Origin of the sequence: Mucilaginibacter sp. JRF (assembly GCF_015223065.1) — a bacterium.
In the GTDB taxonomy this organism is placed as follows: Bacteria; Bacteroidota; Bacteroidia; order Sphingobacteriales; family Sphingobacteriaceae; genus Mucilaginibacter.
In genome coordinates, this window is the sequence record NZ_JADFBY010000005.1 from 61,792 (window position 1) to 78,341 (window position 16,550).

Below are 16,550 nucleotides of genomic sequence, written 5' to 3' on the forward strand. Positions count from 1 at the left end.
AGCCGGTAACATTAGGCATATATACTTACTCTAAACATTAAAACACATATATTAAAAGATGGACTTTTTACACACCCTTTTAGGGGAAGATATTAAAGCGGGTTTACTTATAATTTTAAACCTGATAGTTATTGAAAGCTTACTTTCGGTTGATAATGCCGCGGTGCTGGCCACCATGGTACTCGATCTGCCGAAGGAGCAACGTAACAAAGCATTGCGTTACGGTATCATCGGCGCGTATGTATTTAGGGGTATCTGTTTGTTTTTGGCGGCATGGCTGGTAAAAATATGGTGGCTTAAACCGCTTGGTGGTTTGTACCTGTTGTACCTGGCCTTTAACTATTTTAAGGGCAAAGCCGGTGGCGATAAGAATGAGGATGAATCCGTTAATAAAAGTGAGAGCTGGATATACAAATCAACCGTTGGTTTGATGGGTAACTTTTGGGCAACCGTAGCCCTGGTTGAGGTAATGGATCTTGCCTTTTCTATTGATAACGTGTTCGCGGCGGTGGCATTTACCGATCATGTGTTCCTGATCTATACGGGCGTTTTCATTGGTATACTGGCCATGCGTTTTGTGGCGCAGGCTTTTGTTAAACTGATGGAGAAGTTCACCTTTCTGGAAACTATCGCTTTTATCGTAATTGGTGTATTAGGGCTTAAGCTATCATCATCATTATACACGCATTTTTACCCGGAAACACCTTTGGCGCATGCTATTGAGGGTGAGCGTACCGATCTGTTCGTATCCATATTTACCGTGGCCATATTTGTTATACCGGTAGTAACATCGTTATTGTTCAACTTCCCGAAAAGGCACACCATTGAGCCCGAGGTTGCCGAGGATGCCGAAGAAGTACTGAAAAAGAGCTAATGAATAAACTGATCGCGTCCATATTTGGTATAGGCTATTTAAAGGGTGGGGGCACATACGCCTCTATAGTTACCTGTGTGGTTATTTACTTTTTGTGGCAGGTGCCGGCGGTACTTGCCCCTTTGCCTGCAATTGCTATCGGACTGGTTATATTATTCGCCGGCATTTATACCGGCGATAAGGTTGAACCCTTTTGGGGCAAGGATAGCTACCGTGTAGTTATTGACGAGGTAGCCGGTATGTGGATAACCATGCTGTTCGTTCCGTTAAATAACATCAAACTGCTTATTGCCGGATTGATATTATTCCGCTTTTTTGATATGGTGAAGCCCCTGGGCGTTCGCCGTATGGAAGCGCTTAAGGGCGGTTTGGGCGTTATGATGGATGATGTGCTTGCCGGTGTTTACGCCCGTATAGTATTGCAGCTTATCATATTTTCGGGCTTGTTGAAATAAACCGCCATTTTTAAAGTTTTTATAAAAAATACCCCAACACATGCTATCTGAAAAACTGAAAGACGAAACCAAAACATACCACTACGAAACCGAGGTGGCACTGATAGGCCGCATAAAGGCCATAAAAGATAAACAGGATTACGCCGATCTGCTAAAAATGTTCTACGGCTACTTTGGCGGCCTTGAAAAGCATATTGATGCCGCTATTGATACCACGCTGATGGACGATTATCACCAGCGCCGCAAAACATCAGCCATTGCCGATGACCTGCAAGCGCTTGATGCCCCTGTACCTACTGTAGCCGGTGCTGATAACCTGCCCGTAATTGAAAACCATTTACAAGCTTTAGGCGCGCTATATGTTATTGAGGGGTCAACCCTTGGCGGTAAGATCATCAGTAAGATGATAGGCCAAAAGCTGGATGCATCAAACGGCGAAGCGCTAACGTTTTTTAACAGCTATGGCGAGGATACCGTAAATATGTGGAACTCATTTAAGCAAAAAATGGATGCCCAGGCTAAAACCGAAGCAGAGCAAGCCGCCGTTGTTGAAACAGCCAACAGCACCTTTAAGCATTTTGCCAGCTGGATAGCCCGCGCTAATTAAGCCGGGTTACTAAACTCTACAAAAAAGGTTGAGCCTTTGCCGGGTTCGCTATCCACCCATATTTTGCCGCGGTGTTTTTCAACAATACGCTTTACTATGGCCAGGCCAACACCGCTGCCCTCAATGTCTTTCACATCGTCGGTGCGGTTAAACAGTTCAAATATTTTAGGGAGTTGCTTAATATCGATCCCCAAACCATTATCTTTTATCTGGTAAAGCACACCGTTATCGGTGGCTTTGCCCTCAATGTTCACCACCTGCGGGGTTGATTTTTGGGAGTATTTTACCGCGTTGCTCAGCAAGTTGGCAAACACTTGCGATATCATCACCTGGTCGCCCTGAATGTCGGGCGTTTCGCCAATGGTAAGCTGTATCGTGGCGTTGCTGTAAACCAGGCTCAGATCCTTAAGTATCTCGTTTACCATGGGCCCAACCTCTACATTCACAAAATTAATATCTGACCGACCGATGCGCGAGTAATCAAGCACCTCGTTTATCATGTAATTCATTTTGTTGGTACGATCAACAATGCGCTCAATAACACGCTGTGCTTCCGGGCGTATAGAGCTATCGCGGGTAAGCAGTTGCGAATAGCTTTTAATAACCGATAACGGGTTCTTTAAGTCGTGCGATATGGTGAAGCTGAAAGTGTCCAGCTCCTCGTAAGCCTGCTTTAACTTCTCGTTAAGCAAGCGTATGGCGCTTGCTTTTTGGTTGATGGCGTAGGTAAGCTCCTCCTTTAGGCGGATAACGGCCTTAACCTCCTCATTGCTCCAGGCTGCTGAGCGCGCCGTAACGGTTTCAGACCATGCCTCGAATGATTTCCGGGGCGATATGGTAAGTATGCCACTACTGTCAACCTCGGCCGGTTTTTCGGGATTACCTGCCCAGGTAATGTGCTGCAACTGCTCAGGCTTGAACCAAATAATGTATTCGCCCATCTCCTTTGAAATGGTTGATACGATGATACCACTGGCTACATCCTTAAAGGCCAACGCCGCAGGGTATTGTTTGGATAGATGATCGGTGCTGAAAAAGGTATCGGTAATATCCGTTTTTATCCAGTTAATCAGTCCGTTCAGGTCATCGGCAGCGGGTACTTTGCCAAAGCTGATCAGGTTGTTTTCGTACAGCAACACCGCGCCCTCGGCATAGGTAACATCAAGCACGGTAACATCCTGGGTGCTCAGGGCATCCTCAATACTGTTGCTGCGCTGCATGTGTTTTGATAGCTTATCAACACTGGCAAAAAGACGATCCTGCAAATGCTGGCTCTCCTCATCCTGCCTGAACTCCAATGCCGACGATAATATCTGCCCGATCAGTTTTGATGATTCGCGGGCCTTATAGTCAATATATCTCGGTGTATAATTATGGCAGGCTATCAATCCCCAAAGCTCACCTTTATACAGCAGTGATATGCTGAAGCTTGAGCCCACCTCCATGTTTTTAAGGTACTGAATATGGATGGGCGATACCGCGCGTAATTGCGAGCAGGTCAGATCCAAAGGCTCCGGCTCACCATCAGCAAGGGTAATTATTTTTGAGGGTATGGCATTAACATCGGCAATAAGGCGGGTAAAATTGAGCTTGTAAAGCTCGCGGGCCTGCTTGGGTATGTCTGATGCCGGGTAATGCAAACCCAACCACGGTTCCAAATGGTTGTTCTTAGCTTCGGCAATAACCTCGCCGTGCCCGTCGGCCGCGAAACGGTAAATCATCACGCGGTCGTACCCTATAACTTTCTTTACCTGTTCGGCCGAGTTGTTAAGCAGGTTTTGCAAGTTCTTGTCGGCCAGCATTTCTGATATTGATCGGCCGATCATCTTCTGCATATCCACACTCATTTCGGCGGTTACAAGCTCAAATTCCAATAAATACAGATCATTTACCGGTTGTATGATCAGGTAATAGTCCCGGCCGTTAAATTCGAATTGAAAAGGGTTGATCTGCTCAAATGTTTTGGTGTTTTTACCCAGGGTGATCAGCTGACTAATGTAGCCTGTTTGCTCGCTGGGGTAAAGCACATATTCTACCTCGTCAAGGTGTTTGCCGAGCAAACGGGTGGGTAGCCCTTGTATAAAGTCACTAACGTTTTCGCTGTGATAACGGATGATGAATTCATCATCAACAGCGATCAGAAAACCATGCGGTTGAATTTGACCGGGAATGTGAATAGGTTCTCTATCGCAATTATTCAGATCAACATTAAATGACATAAGGGGGGAATTGTATTTTTAAGTAAAGAATTATAACAAATATGAAAAATATCCGGTACTATAATAGAGCATAAACACAAAATGTTTTGTTTGCAGGCATATAAATACCGGTTACATATGTATTTAGAATATTTATTGCTCAAGCTTAAATGCCAAGGTTGTACGCTTCGTAATTTGGTTGATACAATAGAGGCTTTTGCTAAAAAAGTACATACGTTTTATAAGTATATGGTGTAGCTTTATGCTTGAAAATTCCACCATCACCTTATAATACCATTATGAAGAAACTTTTTATGCCGGCCTTACTGGCTTCGGCAATTATAGTCCTGTCGTGCAGCATGAATCCTGCCGACAGTAAAAAAACTAAGGAAACCACTGTTGCCGATAGTACCGGCTTTACCGTAAAAACCATTTACACCGAGTTAAGCAATCCCTGGGGTATGGTTTGGCTGCCCGATGGCCGTATGCTGGTTACCGAGCGTGCCGGGGAGATATTGGTTTTTAAGAACGACAAATTCACCGGCGAAAAGCTGAAAGGCGTACCTGCCGTATTCAACAAAGGGCAGGGTGGTTTAATGGATATTAAGCTACACCCCGATTATAAAAAGAACGGCTGGATATACATTACCTACTCAAAACCGGTTGAAGGCGGTGCTACTACAGCCCTGGCCCGTTTTAAGCTTAAAGGGAATACCATAACCGATCTGGCTGATATTTATACCGCGAAGCCATACATCGGTGCCGATTTTCACTTTGGCAGCCGTGTAGTGTTTGATAAGGATGGCTACCTGTACGTAAGCTCGGGCGAGCGTGGTACACAACCAAAGGTGCAGGAGTTGGATAACGACCACGGTAAAATTCACCGTTTATTTGATGATGGCCGCATTCCGCCCGATAATCCGTTTGTTGGTCAGGCAGGCGCGCATGGCTCTATCTGGACTTTAGGGCACCGCAACCCGCAGGGTATGGTTTACGATGCGGTTAACAATCGTATTTGGGAAGTTGAGCACGGCCCTAAAGGCGGCGATGAGCTTAACCTGATAGAGAAAGGTAAGAACTACGGTTGGCCAAAAACATCATACGGTATTAACTATGATGGTACAGTGCTTACACCTAATAAGGAATTGCCGGGTATTGAAAACCCTAAGCATTATTGGGTACCATCAATTGCTACCTGTGGTTTAAGCATTGTAACCGGCGATAAATACCCGGGTTGGAAAGGTAACCTGCTGGTAGGCGCGCTTGCCCTGATGCACATTAACCGTGTAACGCTTGATGGCACTGAATATAAATCAGAACAACGCTTGCTGCAAAACAAGGGCCGTTTCAGGTACGTAACCGAAAGCCCTGACGGTTACATCTACGCCCTGAGCGAAGGCCCGGGCGCTTTGCTGAAGCTTATACCTACAAAATAATTGGCTGATGCTATAAAATAGAAACGGCAGCCCAATAAGGCAGCCGTTTCTATTTTATAGCATCAGGCTTTACGGTCTATATTTCGATTCGTTCAATATCTTCTGCGCGTTGCGCTCGGCCATCAGTTGGGGCAGGGTAGTGTCGGGGTGCTTTTCCATATACTTGCGGACTATCTGCCAACCCGTCCAAACAGCCAGCTTGGGTGCCGACTCATTTTTTTCACCAAGACCGGGAGTGAAGGGGGCTTCGGTCAGGTATTTCTGTATCTGCAAGTAATCGGCATTGTACAGCAGGTTCTCATCCAAAAAATAAGCCCAAATGTCTTTTTTAAAGGTATTGCACCATTCCAGTTGTTTGGTGGTGTAGCCTATCTTGGTACTGTCGGGCACGTTGGGCAATACCTGATCCATCAGGTACATGATCTTGCCGTTGTAAACCATTCGGGCCAGCAAACTTTTATCTGCTTTATTCTCGGGGAACATATCCTCGCGCACCACAGCCTCTACCACACGCGGGGTAATATTATCGGGCGTAAAGCGGCGCGATAAATAATGCGGATACGATTGTACCAGCGCGGGATAGAATTTTGATTTCGCCCCCAAAAACATATCCAACCCAATGGCCACATAACCATCACCAATAGATGTTTGCGCCTGAAAGCCCGAAAAGTAAGCGTAAACCTTCATCGGCTTAAACTGCGGGAAGTAGTATTTAATATGCCTGAAGGCATCGGTCAGCTCAGCTTCCTGCATGTCCATCGTCGGGTAAACCGAATCGACCTCGTGTTTCAGATCCTGGTAGGCCTTACCCGCGAATACCTGTTTCAGTGTGCCAAAGTAGGCGGTATCGGCAACGCTGCCGGCCTGTAATACACGCTCAACGTAATCCTGGTAAAAGCTGCCGTATTTTTTTTGCAGATAAGCGGCCTGCTGTGGCATGGGCTTTACGGCCATCTTATCAAAATCCTGATCGAAACGCTCAATGGTAACATTGAGGTCAATATTACTTACATCAACCTTTTTGCTGTCGCCACAGGCGCAAAACAGCAGTATGATGCTAAAAATTAAGTAAATTTGTTTTGCTTTGTTACGGGTGGGTATCATGCTCATTCTGTACAAACTTAAAAAATAAGTATACATTCTCATGAAGATCGCTTTAGCACAGCTTAACTATCATATAGGTAATTTTGATTCGAATACAGAAAAGATAATCTCGGCCATCAAAAAGGCTAAGGGCGAGGGTGCCGACCTGGTTGTATTTGCCGAACTATGCGTATGCGGTTACCCCGCGCGCGATTTTCTGGAATTCCGCGAGTTTATAGGCCTTTGCGAAGATGCCGCCCAAAAAATAGCGCAGGAGTGTATCGATATTGCCTGCATTATAGGCATCCCAACGGAGAATAATAAACCCGAGGGTAAGGATCTGAGTAATTCAGCCTATTTTATCAGCGAAGGGAAAATACAACACCGGGTAGATAAGGCTTTGTTGCCAAACTACGATGTATTTGATGAATACCGCTACTTTGAACCCTCGACCGAGTTTAACTGTATCGATTTTAAGGGTCACCGCATAGCGCTAACTATTTGCGAGGACTTATGGAATACCATTGAAAATCCGCTGTACATTACCCGCCCTATGGATACGCTGATACAGCAGCAACCAACGGTAATGATCAATATAGCAGCCTCGCCGTTTGCTTATAACCATGATGAGGAGCGTATTGAGATATTAAAAGATAATGCCACCCGCTACAACCTGCCGCTGTTTTATGTGAACCAGGTAGGCGCGCAAACCGAGCTGATATTCGACGGAGGATCAATGGTGTTTGACAAAGGAGGGAACCTGCTCGACGAGCTACCTTATTTTGAGGAAAGCATCACTTATTATACCTTGGATGCTGATGGTGCGGTTAGCTTCGATCATCAATCAGGCGTTAAACCTACCCGCCCTATTGATATTGAGCAGATACATCAAGGCTTGCTTTTAGGCATCCGCGATTATTTTCATAAATCGGGCTTTACAAGGGCTACCCTGGGTTTGTCGGGTGGTATTGATTCGGCGGTGGTGTGTGCGCTGGCTGCCGAGGCTTTAGGTCCGGAGAATGTGATGGCAGTGTTGCTTCCATCAAAATTCTCAACAGATCATTCACTAAAAGATGCCGAGGATTTGGTGCGTAATTTGGGCTGTAAGTCAGAAACTATCGCTATAAAAGATGTTACCGATGCCTTTGAAACGGCATTGGCGCCGCAATTCAAAACCTTGCCCTTCAATATTGCCGAGGAGAATATACAATCGCGCAGTCGTGCCGTGTTGTTGATGGCCATGTGTAATAAGTTTGGCTATATACTGCTCAACACATCCAACAAAAGCGAGGCTGCCGTGGGTTATGGCACTTTATATGGCGATATGTGCGGTGGTATATCAGTAATTGGCGATGTGTTTAAAACCCAGGTTTTCCAACTGGCAAGGTACCTGAACCGCGAGCGCGAGATTATACCTGAGAATACTATCGTCAAACCACCATCGGCAGAGTTAAGGCCAGATCAAAAAGATACTGATTCGCTGCCCGAATATGATGTTTTGGACAAGATATTGCAGGAGTATGTAGAGAACCGCTGTTCATCGTCAGAGATAATACAGATGGGTTACGATGAAGCTATTGTGCGCAAGGTGATAAAGCTGGTAAATACCGCCGAGCATAAGCGTTACCAAACGCCGCCTATTTTGCGTGTATCGCCAAAGGCATTTGGTATGGGGCGCCGTATGCCAATAGTGGGTAAGTATCTGTCGTAAAAATATTTAAAAAGATGTTAAACCATTTATAGTGCCAAATGTCTAAACAAAAAAGGGAGATATAAGCGTCATGAAAAGATTGATATACGCAGGGCTGGTGTTGTTCCTGCTTGGCGGGCTAAGCGCCTGCTCAAACTACCGTTACTATACCGCTGCCAAAAACAAAACTAACCTGAGCGTGTACCGCAGCTTTGGCTTTGTTGAAGCGCCAAAACCAAGTAACAATCCACGTAAAATTTACGCTAACGATATTGCCGACGCCAACATTAAGGACGCGGCCGTTGAAGCTTTGAAAGCAAAAGGCCTTGTTGAACAAACAGGCGAGCCCGACCTATTGGTGAACTATACCACCATGACCGGCCGTGGTTATAAAACCAACTACTATGGTGGTGGCTGGGGCGGCTGGGGTTACCCGGGCTTCGGCTTTGGTTGGGGCGGCTGGGGTGGCTGGGGCTATCGTCCGTTTTGGGGCGGTGGCTGGGGCTACGGCGGCTGGGGTGGCGGCGGCGGTTTTGCCGAACGTGTACCATACCGCGAAGGCACCGTTATTATTGACCTGATAGACCGTAAAACCGGTAAAATGGTATGGCGTGGTTACGGTGTAGGCGAAGTGCGCAACCCGCAAAAAGCCATTAACGATCTGCCTAAAGTAGTAACCGGCATAATCGAAAAGCTTGATATAAATAACCCGCAACGTAAATCATAAATTACGCTGACCTTATAAAATGGAAACGCCCCGTTGATTATTCAGCGGGGCGTTTCTATTATTCAACCTTATCTCGCAGTTGATCTTTAGGTATGTAAACCCTTTTGCCTTTTTTGTTGATGTAGTAATAGGCCGAGTTTTTATCGATAAAGATGGTTTCGTTATTTGGCCCGGCCTTGCCATCATATTTTTTATCAACTACTGACGACGCTCCTTTTGAGGCCACCTCTGATGTTTTATTGCCTACTTTTTTGGCCGTCTTTTTTACATCCTTGCCTACACTTTGTGCATGGCCGTATGATGAGGCCAGCAAGCCAGCTGCTACAACAGCAACTTTTAATATATTTTTCATGGTTACAGATAATTAAGTTGATTAATCAACTCAATTTCTCTGCCAAGTTTTTCATCTCTACTACCGGCGATTTCTTTTGATACAATATAGCATACACCGCGTTGCAAATAGGCATGTGCACCTTGTATTGCTTATTAACTTCATAAAGGCAATTAATGGCGTAATAGCCCTCTGCAACCATGTTCATTTCCAACTGTGCCGATTTTACGGTGTAGCCCTTGCCTATCATGTTACCGAAGGTGCGGTTGCGGCTAAACTGTGAGTAGGCGGTAACCAACAGATCGCCCAGGTAGGCGCTCTCCTTTATATCACGATCAATAGGATGTACGGCATCCAAAAAGTCTTTCAGTTCGCGAATGGCGTTTGATATCAGTACCGCCTGGAAATTATCGCCATAGCCCACACCATGGCAAATACCACTGGCAACGGCATAAATGTTTTTCAAAACAGCCGACCATTCGGTGCCATATATATCGTCGGACACGATGGTTTTCAGATACCTGTTGCTGAACATGCCCGCGAATTCGGTAGCCAGTTCAACATCCTGCGAGGCTATGGTGAGGTACGATAGCTTTTCAAGCGCCACCTCTTCAGCATGGCATGGCCCGCTGATCACGATGATGTCGCTTGCCGGTATCATGCAGTGCTGCTGTAAAAATTCACCGATGATCTGGTTTTCGTCCGGCACTATACCCTTAATGGCCGATATGATCTTTTTCCCTTTCAGATCATCAGCCGTAATACCCCGAAGCGCATCCTTTAAGAAAGCCGCGGGAACATTAAGCAATATCATGTCGGCAGCGCCGATAATGTATTTTATATCGGTAGATATATTTTCCGCCGGAACCTTTATCTCAACCGAACTCAAATAATTAGGATTATGCCTGAATTTGTGGATATGCTCTGCTGCCTCGGCGCTGCGCATCCACCAGTATATTTCTTTGGGAGTATTATTATCGGTCAGTATCTTGATGTTAGCCGTTGCCCAGCTACCGCCACCAATTACCGCTATTTTTTTAGGTTGCTTTTGCATTACAAATAAAATATGCCTCCGCCCAAAAATGTTTTCACCATTTAAAAGCAGGACAACAAAGTAATGAAATATATTTCAGAGGGAGAAAAAGAGTGCTCTTTGTAAATGTTCACCGAGAGGGAGGACTTCGATGCCGCTTTAATAATTATGTGATTTCGGCGGAGGAGAAATCTGTATACGTTCATTGCGCCTCGTACAACCCCTCCTAAATCCTCCCCCAAGGGGAGGACTTTTTATAAATGACGCGTTCTTCAAAAAAGAGCGGTGGCCTGGCAGAAAACCGGGCCAGGGAGTATGGCCTGTGGGTGGAAGGTTTTTTCTGCCTTGACTTTTGGTTACTTTGTGTCTAAGACAAAGTAACTGGGCCCTGCGCCCAAGAGCAGACTGACGATAGTAGAAGCACAACCTGTGAAATAAAGTACAAACTGTTCATAAAAGCATAGCATCTTCATTACCTGTCCTGAATTTCTTTTGAGCGATCAAAAGAAACAAAAATCGCCGGCTACGCCCTGCCCGGTGAAAGTTTGTGCTTTGGCAGGGTTTGTGCTACTCCGGGCATTTCTGATGCCGGTAATAGAGGTTATTTAGGGTTTGTGCTTCTGTTTTAACCCTGTCGTTTCGAGCGATAGCGAGAAATCTGTCTGCGCTTATTAAAAAGCGAGAGATTTCTCCTTCGTCGAAATGACATAAATAATAAAGGACTCTTAAAATCAAGCTTACGCCAACTTAGCCAACACCCGCATCAGCGAGGCATCCAGTATGGCGGTAAATATGTTTACCTTTTCGGTGCTATCGGTGTATAAGTCCTCGGGATAAATAAAATTATTTACGCCGATGGCTTTCAGCAGTTCATCCGTTTCGGTATGGGGTTTTAGCTTGTAACAGCAAATTTTGGTTTTTTTGTAAAAGGTGTTCATGCGCAGGCGACGAACTATCCGTTCAATATCAGTTTTGATGTACTCATGATCAAACAGGATCAGGTCGGGCTTCATCTCAAATATTACCGGGAATATACGGGCAGGGTCAGCTATATGCTTTACGTAATCGTATTCAGCTGCTAAACGACGAGGGCAGTTGTCGGGGGCTACAAGTAGTACGTTTTTAAAACGTTGTCGTGTCATGCTCAGTTAATTAGGGGTGGTTAAAATTAAACTGTATTACTCACAATATCAAGCATTTATTTTTTAAAAGAATGTTAATTCTTTACACACCTCATAAATGCCGAAACTTATTAAACTAAAAAAGCCCTTAATTTATTGTTAAGGGCTTTGTATAATTCAAAATCGATGCCAAAAACGCGGTTACTTATCGCCGCCAAATTCCATCAGGTAGGCTTTCAAAAAGTCGTTGATGTCGCCATCAAGTACAGCTTGCGCATTTGATGTTTCGTGGTCGGTACGCAGATCCTTAACCAGCTTGTAAGGGTGCAACACATAGTTACGTATTTGCGACCCCCATTCTATTTTCTTCTTGTTACCCTCAATGGCATTGGTAGTTTCCATACGCTTACGCATCTCTATCTCATATAACTGAGATTTAAGCAGGCGGATGGCGTTCTCCTTATTCTGCAACTGCGAGCGCGATTCCTGGTTCTTGATAATAATGCCCGATGGTTTGTGGTATAAACGCACAGCGGTTTCCACCTTGTTCACGTTCTGCCCACCGGCACCGCCCGAGCGGAAGGTTTCAAACTCGATGTCGGCCGGATTAACCTCTATCTCAATAGTATCATCAACCAATGGGTATACGTATACCGATGCGAATGAGGTATGGCGCTTGGCATTGGCATCAAACGGTGATACGCGCACCAGGCGGTGTACACCATTCTCTCCTTTAAGGTAGCCATAAGCAAAATCGCCCTCAAATTGCAGGGTCACGGTTTTTATACCGGCCACATCACCCTCCTGCGAGTCCTGCTCACTAACCTTGTAGCCATTTTTTTCGCCCCACATAATGTACATACGCATCAGCATGCTGGCCCAGTCGCAGCTTTCGGTACCACCGGCACCGGCGGTTATCTGCAATACGGCATTCAGCTGGTCTTCCTCTGCCGATAGCATGTTTTTAAATTCCAGCTCCTCAATGGCTATAATGGCGGTATCAAACTGCTCCTTCATTTCAGCTTCGCTGGCATCGCCACCCTGGTAAAACTCGTACAATACCTGTGTGTCATCAACAATTGATGCTACACGCTGATAAGCGTCGGTCCATGTTTTTTTGGCTTTGATGGATGCCAGTACCTTTTCGGCCTCTTTCGGGGCGTCCCAAAAATGCGGGCCTATAGTTATTTCCTGTTCTTCGTTCAGTTTTTCAAGCTTGGCATCAATGTCAAAGATGCCTCCTCAGGGAAGCTGTTCTATCCCTTAAATCCTGTATCTGTTCCTTGGTCATATGGCAAATATAGAAATTTGTAAACGTGGCTATTAACAAAACGGTTTTAACAGCGGGCAAAAAACATGCGCATAACAAGTTGTTGCTAAAAACGTGACGCGCTGTTTACTTTAAAAGCTTTTATAAGTAGCTCAAAAAGTTAATTTTGTCAAAAAACTTTAGATCACTATGCTACCTTCAACTGATTTTACCACAACCAACGCGTTCAAGTACCTTACTGATCATTACATAGATATCGCTCCTAAAAGCCTGCGTGAGCTTTTTGCCGGTGATGCCGATCGTTTCAGCAAGTTCTCTATCCAATTTGAGGAGATATTGCTTGATTACTCTAAAAACCGTATCGACGATGAAACCATCGCCCTGCTGATACAGCTGGCCAAAGAGTGCGGCGTTAAGGATGCCATTGAGGCCATGTTCAACGGCGAAAAGATAAACGCTACCGAAGGTCGTGAAGTATTGCATACCGCCCTGCGCAACCGCAGCAACACCCCGGTTTTGGCCGGAGGTAAGGATGTAATGCCCGACGTGAATGCGGTACTACAGCACATGAAGGAGTTTAGCAATGCCGTAATAAGCGGCGAGTGGAAAGGTTATACCGGCAAACCGATAACGGATGTGGTGAACATCGGCATCGGCGGCTCAGACCTGGGGCCGGTAATGGTTACCGAAGCTTTGAAAGCTTACAAGAACCACCTGAACCTGCACTTTGTATCAAACGTTGATGGTACGCACATTGCCGAAACGCTGAAAACTGTTAATCCGGAAACTACGTTATTCCTGATCGCATCCAAAACCTTTACCACGCAGGAAACCATGGCCAACGCCCATACCGCCCGTAACTGGTTTTTAGAGAGCGGCGCTGTTGAGGCTGATGTTGCCAAACACTTCGCGGCACTATCAACCAATGCCGATGCTGTGGGCAAGTTTGGTATTGATACCGTTAACATGTTCGGTTTTTGGGATTGGGTAGGCGGTCGTTACTCATTGTGGAGCGCTATCGGTCTTTCCATATCGTTAAGCATCGGCTTTGATAATTTTGAGGAGCTGCTTGGTGGCGCCCATGCTATGGACAACCACTTCCGTAATACCGAATTTGAACAGAACGTACCGGTTATATTAGCCTTGTTAGGTATTTGGTATAACAACTTCTTTGAATCAGAAACCGAGGCTATTTTGCCGTATGATCAATACATGCACCGCTTTGCCGCGTATTTTCAGCAAGGCGATATGGAAAGTAACGGCAAGTATGTTGACCGTAACGGCAAGGTGGTTGATTACTCAACCGGTCCGGTTATTTGGGGCGAGCCGGGTACAAATGGCCAGCACGCTTTTTATCAATTAATACACCAGGGTACTAAGTTGATCCCTTGCGATTTTATTGCTCCGGCACAAACGCATAATCCGGTTGGCGAGCACCATACCTTACTGCTATCAAACTTCTTCGCTCAAACCGAAGCCTTAATGAACGGCAAAACTGAAGAAGAAGTGGTAGCCGAATTAAAAGCACAAGGCAAAAGCGATGCTGAAATAGAAGTATTAGCGCCATTTAAAGTATTTGAAGGCAACCGCCCAACCAACTCTATATTGGTTAAAAAGATAACCCCGCACACGCTGGGCGCATTAATAGCCATGTATGAGCATAAAATATTTGTACAAGGCATCATCTGGAACATTTACAGCTTTGACCAATGGGGTGTTGAACTGGGCAAGCAACTTGCCGGTAAAATTCTCCCTGAGTTACGTACCGCTGATGATATTACCACGCACGATGCTTCAACCAACGGGTTGATCAATCAGTATAAGGCTTGGAGGTAGGCTCCACGTCAGCCCTCTCTTTCAGGAGAGGGAGTTAACAAATACTTGTCATTTCGAACGAGGTACGAGGAGAAATCTGCAAACGTTTATTGCATAGCGACAGATTTCTCGCTATCGCTCGAAATGACAATATTTTTTTGATAAAGTCACAAACCAATCATACTCAATCCCACCGGCCTTTTAATTTTCGGGTAGCACTGAAAATGCACTGACTTTAATAGAAAATTAAACAGCCGGCGATTTTTGTTTCTTTTGATCGCTCAAAAGAAATTGAGGACAAGTAATGAAGGTGCTGTGCTTAATTTAAGGGATTGTGCTTACAATTATCGTCAGTCTGCTCTTGGGCGCAGAGCCCAGTTACTTTGTCTTAGACACAAAGTAACCAAAAGTCAAGGCAGAAAAACCTTCCGCCCGCAAGGCCATATTCCCTGGCCCGGTTTTCTGCCAGCCCTACGCTCTTTTTTATTTTTTTTATACCACTTTTTTGTCATTTCGAGCGAGGTACGAGGAGAAATCTGTCGCTTTGCTGTAAACGCAGGCAGATTTCTCGCTATCGCTCGAAATGACAAGTTAGATAGTTAATGTAATGACGGGGTGGACTAAAATTACTTTATCCAGTCAAACTTAGTATAAGGCACTAATGCCTCCGGTATTTTGATGCCGTCTTCTGTCTGGTTATTCTCTAATAAGGTAGCAACAATACGTGGCAGGGCCAGGGCGCTGCCGTTCAAAGTGTGGGCTAACTGTGTTTTACCCTCAGCATTACGGAAACGCAGTTTAAGGCGGTTGCTCTGGAAGGTTTCAAAGTTTGATACTGATGATACCTCCAGCCAGCGTTGTTGTGCCGCGCTCCAGGTTTCCATATCGTAAGTTAAGGCTGATGCAAAGCCCATATCGCCACCACAAAGTCGCAGCACACGGTAAGGCAAACCCAGCTTTTGCAGCAGGCCTTGCACGTGAGCGCTCATATCCTCTAACACACTGTATGATGTATCAGGATGTACTACCTGCACTATCTCCACCTTATCAAACTGATGCAAGCGGTTCAGGCCACGTACATGGGCACCGTATGAGCCCGCCTCGCGACGGAAGCATGGCGTGTAACCACAGTTTTTAACCGGTAGTTCTTCACCTTTTAATATCACATCGCGGTACAGGTTGGTAACCGGTACTTCGGCGGTAGGTATCAGGTACAGGTTGTCAACACCTACATGGTACATCTGTCCTTCCTTATCAGGCAGCTGTCCGGTACCAAAGCCCGATGCTTCGTTAACCAGCAGCGGCACTATCATTTCGCTGTAACCGGCCTTTTCGGCCTCATCTAAAAAGAAGCTGATAAGCGCGCGTTGCAGTTTGGCACCCTTGCCTTTGTAAACCGGGAAACCGGCACCGGTTATCTTAACACCCAGTTCAAAGTCTATCAAATTATATTTAGCCGCCAGTTCCCAGTGCGGCAGTGCATTACCCGGCAGTTCGGGTTTGTTGCCATGCTCTAATACAATCTCGTTCTCCTCGGGCGTTAAGCCTTTGGGTACCGAGCTGTGCGGCAGGTTGGGCAGCAATACCAGCTTTTGTTGCAGCTCGGCCTCCAAAGCGTTAAGTTGCTCACCGTATTGCTTAATATCTTCTTTCCATTTGCCGGTGTTGGCTTTAATGGCTTCGGCTTCTTCCTTTTGACCGGTGCGCATCAGCTCACCAATTTTTTTGGCGGCGGCATTTGCTTCGGCAGATACACTGTCGGACAGGTTTTGGGTTTGCCTGCGTTTTTCGTCAAGCTCAATAATGATGTCAACCAGTTCGGGCTGCTTAAAATTTTTAACAGCCAGGCGTTCCAGCACTTGTTCCCTGTTCTCGCGGATGTAATTTACCTGAAGCATTTTTTATGTATA

Annotated in this window: 14 protein-coding genes; 7 read left to right on the plus strand and 7 right to left on the minus strand. The window is 45.6% G+C overall.

Annotation, left to right across the window (positions count from 1 at the left end; translation table 11 throughout):
- The first annotated feature begins 58 nt into the window (after positions 1 to 58).
- From IM792_RS14020 to IM792_RS14030, 3 genes are read left to right on the plus strand one after another with little or no spacing between them, the layout of a single operon-like run.
- A complete protein-coding gene (locus IM792_RS14020; protein WP_194102511.1) occupies positions 59 to 874 on the plus strand; it encodes a DUF475 domain-containing protein in 816 nt (271 codons plus the stop codon).
- Positions 874 to 1,329 carry a phosphatidylglycerophosphatase A gene (locus tag IM792_RS14025; protein ID WP_194102512.1) on the plus strand — a complete coding sequence of 152 codons (456 nt, stop codon included), beginning with the start codon at positions 874 to 876 and terminating at the stop codon, positions 1,327 to 1,329. The genes IM792_RS14020 and IM792_RS14025 overlap by 1 nt, the downstream gene beginning before the upstream one ends.
- A 40-nt stretch (positions 1,330 to 1,369) precedes the next feature.
- Positions 1,370 to 1,936, plus strand: a complete 567-nt coding sequence (locus tag IM792_RS14030) for a biliverdin-producing heme oxygenase (RefSeq protein WP_194102513.1) — start codon at positions 1,370 to 1,372, stop codon at positions 1,934 to 1,936.
- Here IM792_RS14030 and IM792_RS14035 read toward each other — a convergent pair.
- On the minus strand, positions 1,933 to 4,155 hold the full coding sequence (locus IM792_RS14035; protein WP_194102514.1) for an ATP-binding protein: 2,223 nt from the start codon (positions 4,153 to 4,155) through the stop codon (positions 1,933 to 1,935). The genes IM792_RS14030 and IM792_RS14035 overlap by 4 nt on opposite strands.
- Before the next feature lie 278 nt (positions 4,156 to 4,433).
- Between IM792_RS14035 and IM792_RS14040 the strand changes: the two genes are divergently transcribed.
- Positions 4,434 to 5,570 carry a PQQ-dependent sugar dehydrogenase gene (locus tag IM792_RS14040; RefSeq protein ID WP_194102515.1) on the plus strand — a complete coding sequence of 379 codons (1,137 nt, stop codon included), beginning with the start codon at positions 4,434 to 4,436 and terminating at the stop codon, positions 5,568 to 5,570.
- A 69-nt stretch (positions 5,571 to 5,639) separates the two neighbouring features.
- Here the strand turns inward: IM792_RS14040 and gldB are convergent, their stop codons facing one another.
- Positions 5,640 to 6,716, minus strand: coding sequence for a gliding motility lipoprotein GldB (gene gldB, locus IM792_RS14045; protein ID WP_347343814.1), 1,077 nt, complete (start codon positions 6,714 to 6,716; stop codon positions 5,640 to 5,642).
- Here gldB and IM792_RS14050 point away from each other — a divergent pair.
- Together IM792_RS14050 and IM792_RS14055 are read left to right on the plus strand one after the other, a co-directional pair.
- A complete protein-coding gene (locus IM792_RS14050) occupies positions 6,715 to 8,364 on the plus strand; it encodes an NAD+ synthase (protein WP_194102516.1) in 1,650 nt (549 codons plus the stop codon). The genes gldB and IM792_RS14050 overlap by 2 nt on opposite strands.
- A 70-nt stretch (positions 8,365 to 8,434) precedes the next feature.
- Positions 8,435 to 9,070, plus strand: a complete 636-nt coding sequence (locus tag IM792_RS14055) for a DUF4136 domain-containing protein (RefSeq protein WP_194102517.1) — start codon at positions 8,435 to 8,437, stop codon at positions 9,068 to 9,070.
- 58 nt (positions 9,071 to 9,128) lie between these two features.
- Here the strand turns inward: IM792_RS14055 and IM792_RS14060 are convergent, their stop codons facing one another.
- The 4 genes from IM792_RS14060 to prfB form a co-directional block, all read right to left on the minus strand.
- On the minus strand, positions 9,129 to 9,422 hold the full coding sequence (locus IM792_RS14060) for a hypothetical protein (protein WP_194102518.1): 294 nt from the start codon (positions 9,420 to 9,422) through the stop codon (positions 9,129 to 9,131).
- 25 nt (positions 9,423 to 9,447) lie between these two features.
- Positions 9,448 to 10,455: an NAD(P)H-dependent glycerol-3-phosphate dehydrogenase gene (locus IM792_RS14065; RefSeq protein WP_194102519.1), complete on the minus strand. Its 1,008-nt coding sequence runs from the start codon at positions 10,453 to 10,455 to the stop codon at positions 9,448 to 9,450.
- Positions 10,456 to 11,171: 716 nt separating this feature from the next.
- Positions 11,172 to 11,576: a hypothetical protein gene (locus tag IM792_RS14070; RefSeq protein WP_194102520.1), complete on the minus strand. Its 405-nt coding sequence runs from the start codon at positions 11,574 to 11,576 to the stop codon at positions 11,172 to 11,174.
- Between the two features lie 180 nt (positions 11,577 to 11,756).
- A protein-coding gene (gene prfB, locus IM792_RS14075; RefSeq protein WP_194102521.1) for a peptide chain release factor 2 occupies positions 11,757 to 12,846 on the minus strand; the annotation gives its coding sequence in 2 pieces (ribosomal slippage) (positions 11,757 to 12,785 and positions 12,787 to 12,846; 1,089 coding nt in all).
- A 168-nt stretch (positions 12,847 to 13,014) separates the two neighbouring features.
- On the opposite strand from prfB, the gene pgi reads away from it, so the two are divergent.
- Positions 13,015 to 14,661: a glucose-6-phosphate isomerase gene (pgi, locus tag IM792_RS14080; RefSeq protein WP_194102522.1), complete on the plus strand. Its 1,647-nt coding sequence runs from the start codon at positions 13,015 to 13,017 to the stop codon at positions 14,659 to 14,661.
- A gap of 605 nt (positions 14,662 to 15,266) precedes the next feature.
- Here the strand turns inward: pgi and serS are convergent.
- Complete coding sequence (serS, locus tag IM792_RS14085; RefSeq protein WP_194102523.1) at positions 15,267 to 16,538, minus strand: serine--tRNA ligase; 1,272 nt, start codon at positions 16,536 to 16,538, stop codon at positions 15,267 to 15,269.
- Between the last annotated feature and the right edge of the window lie 12 nt (positions 16,539 to 16,550).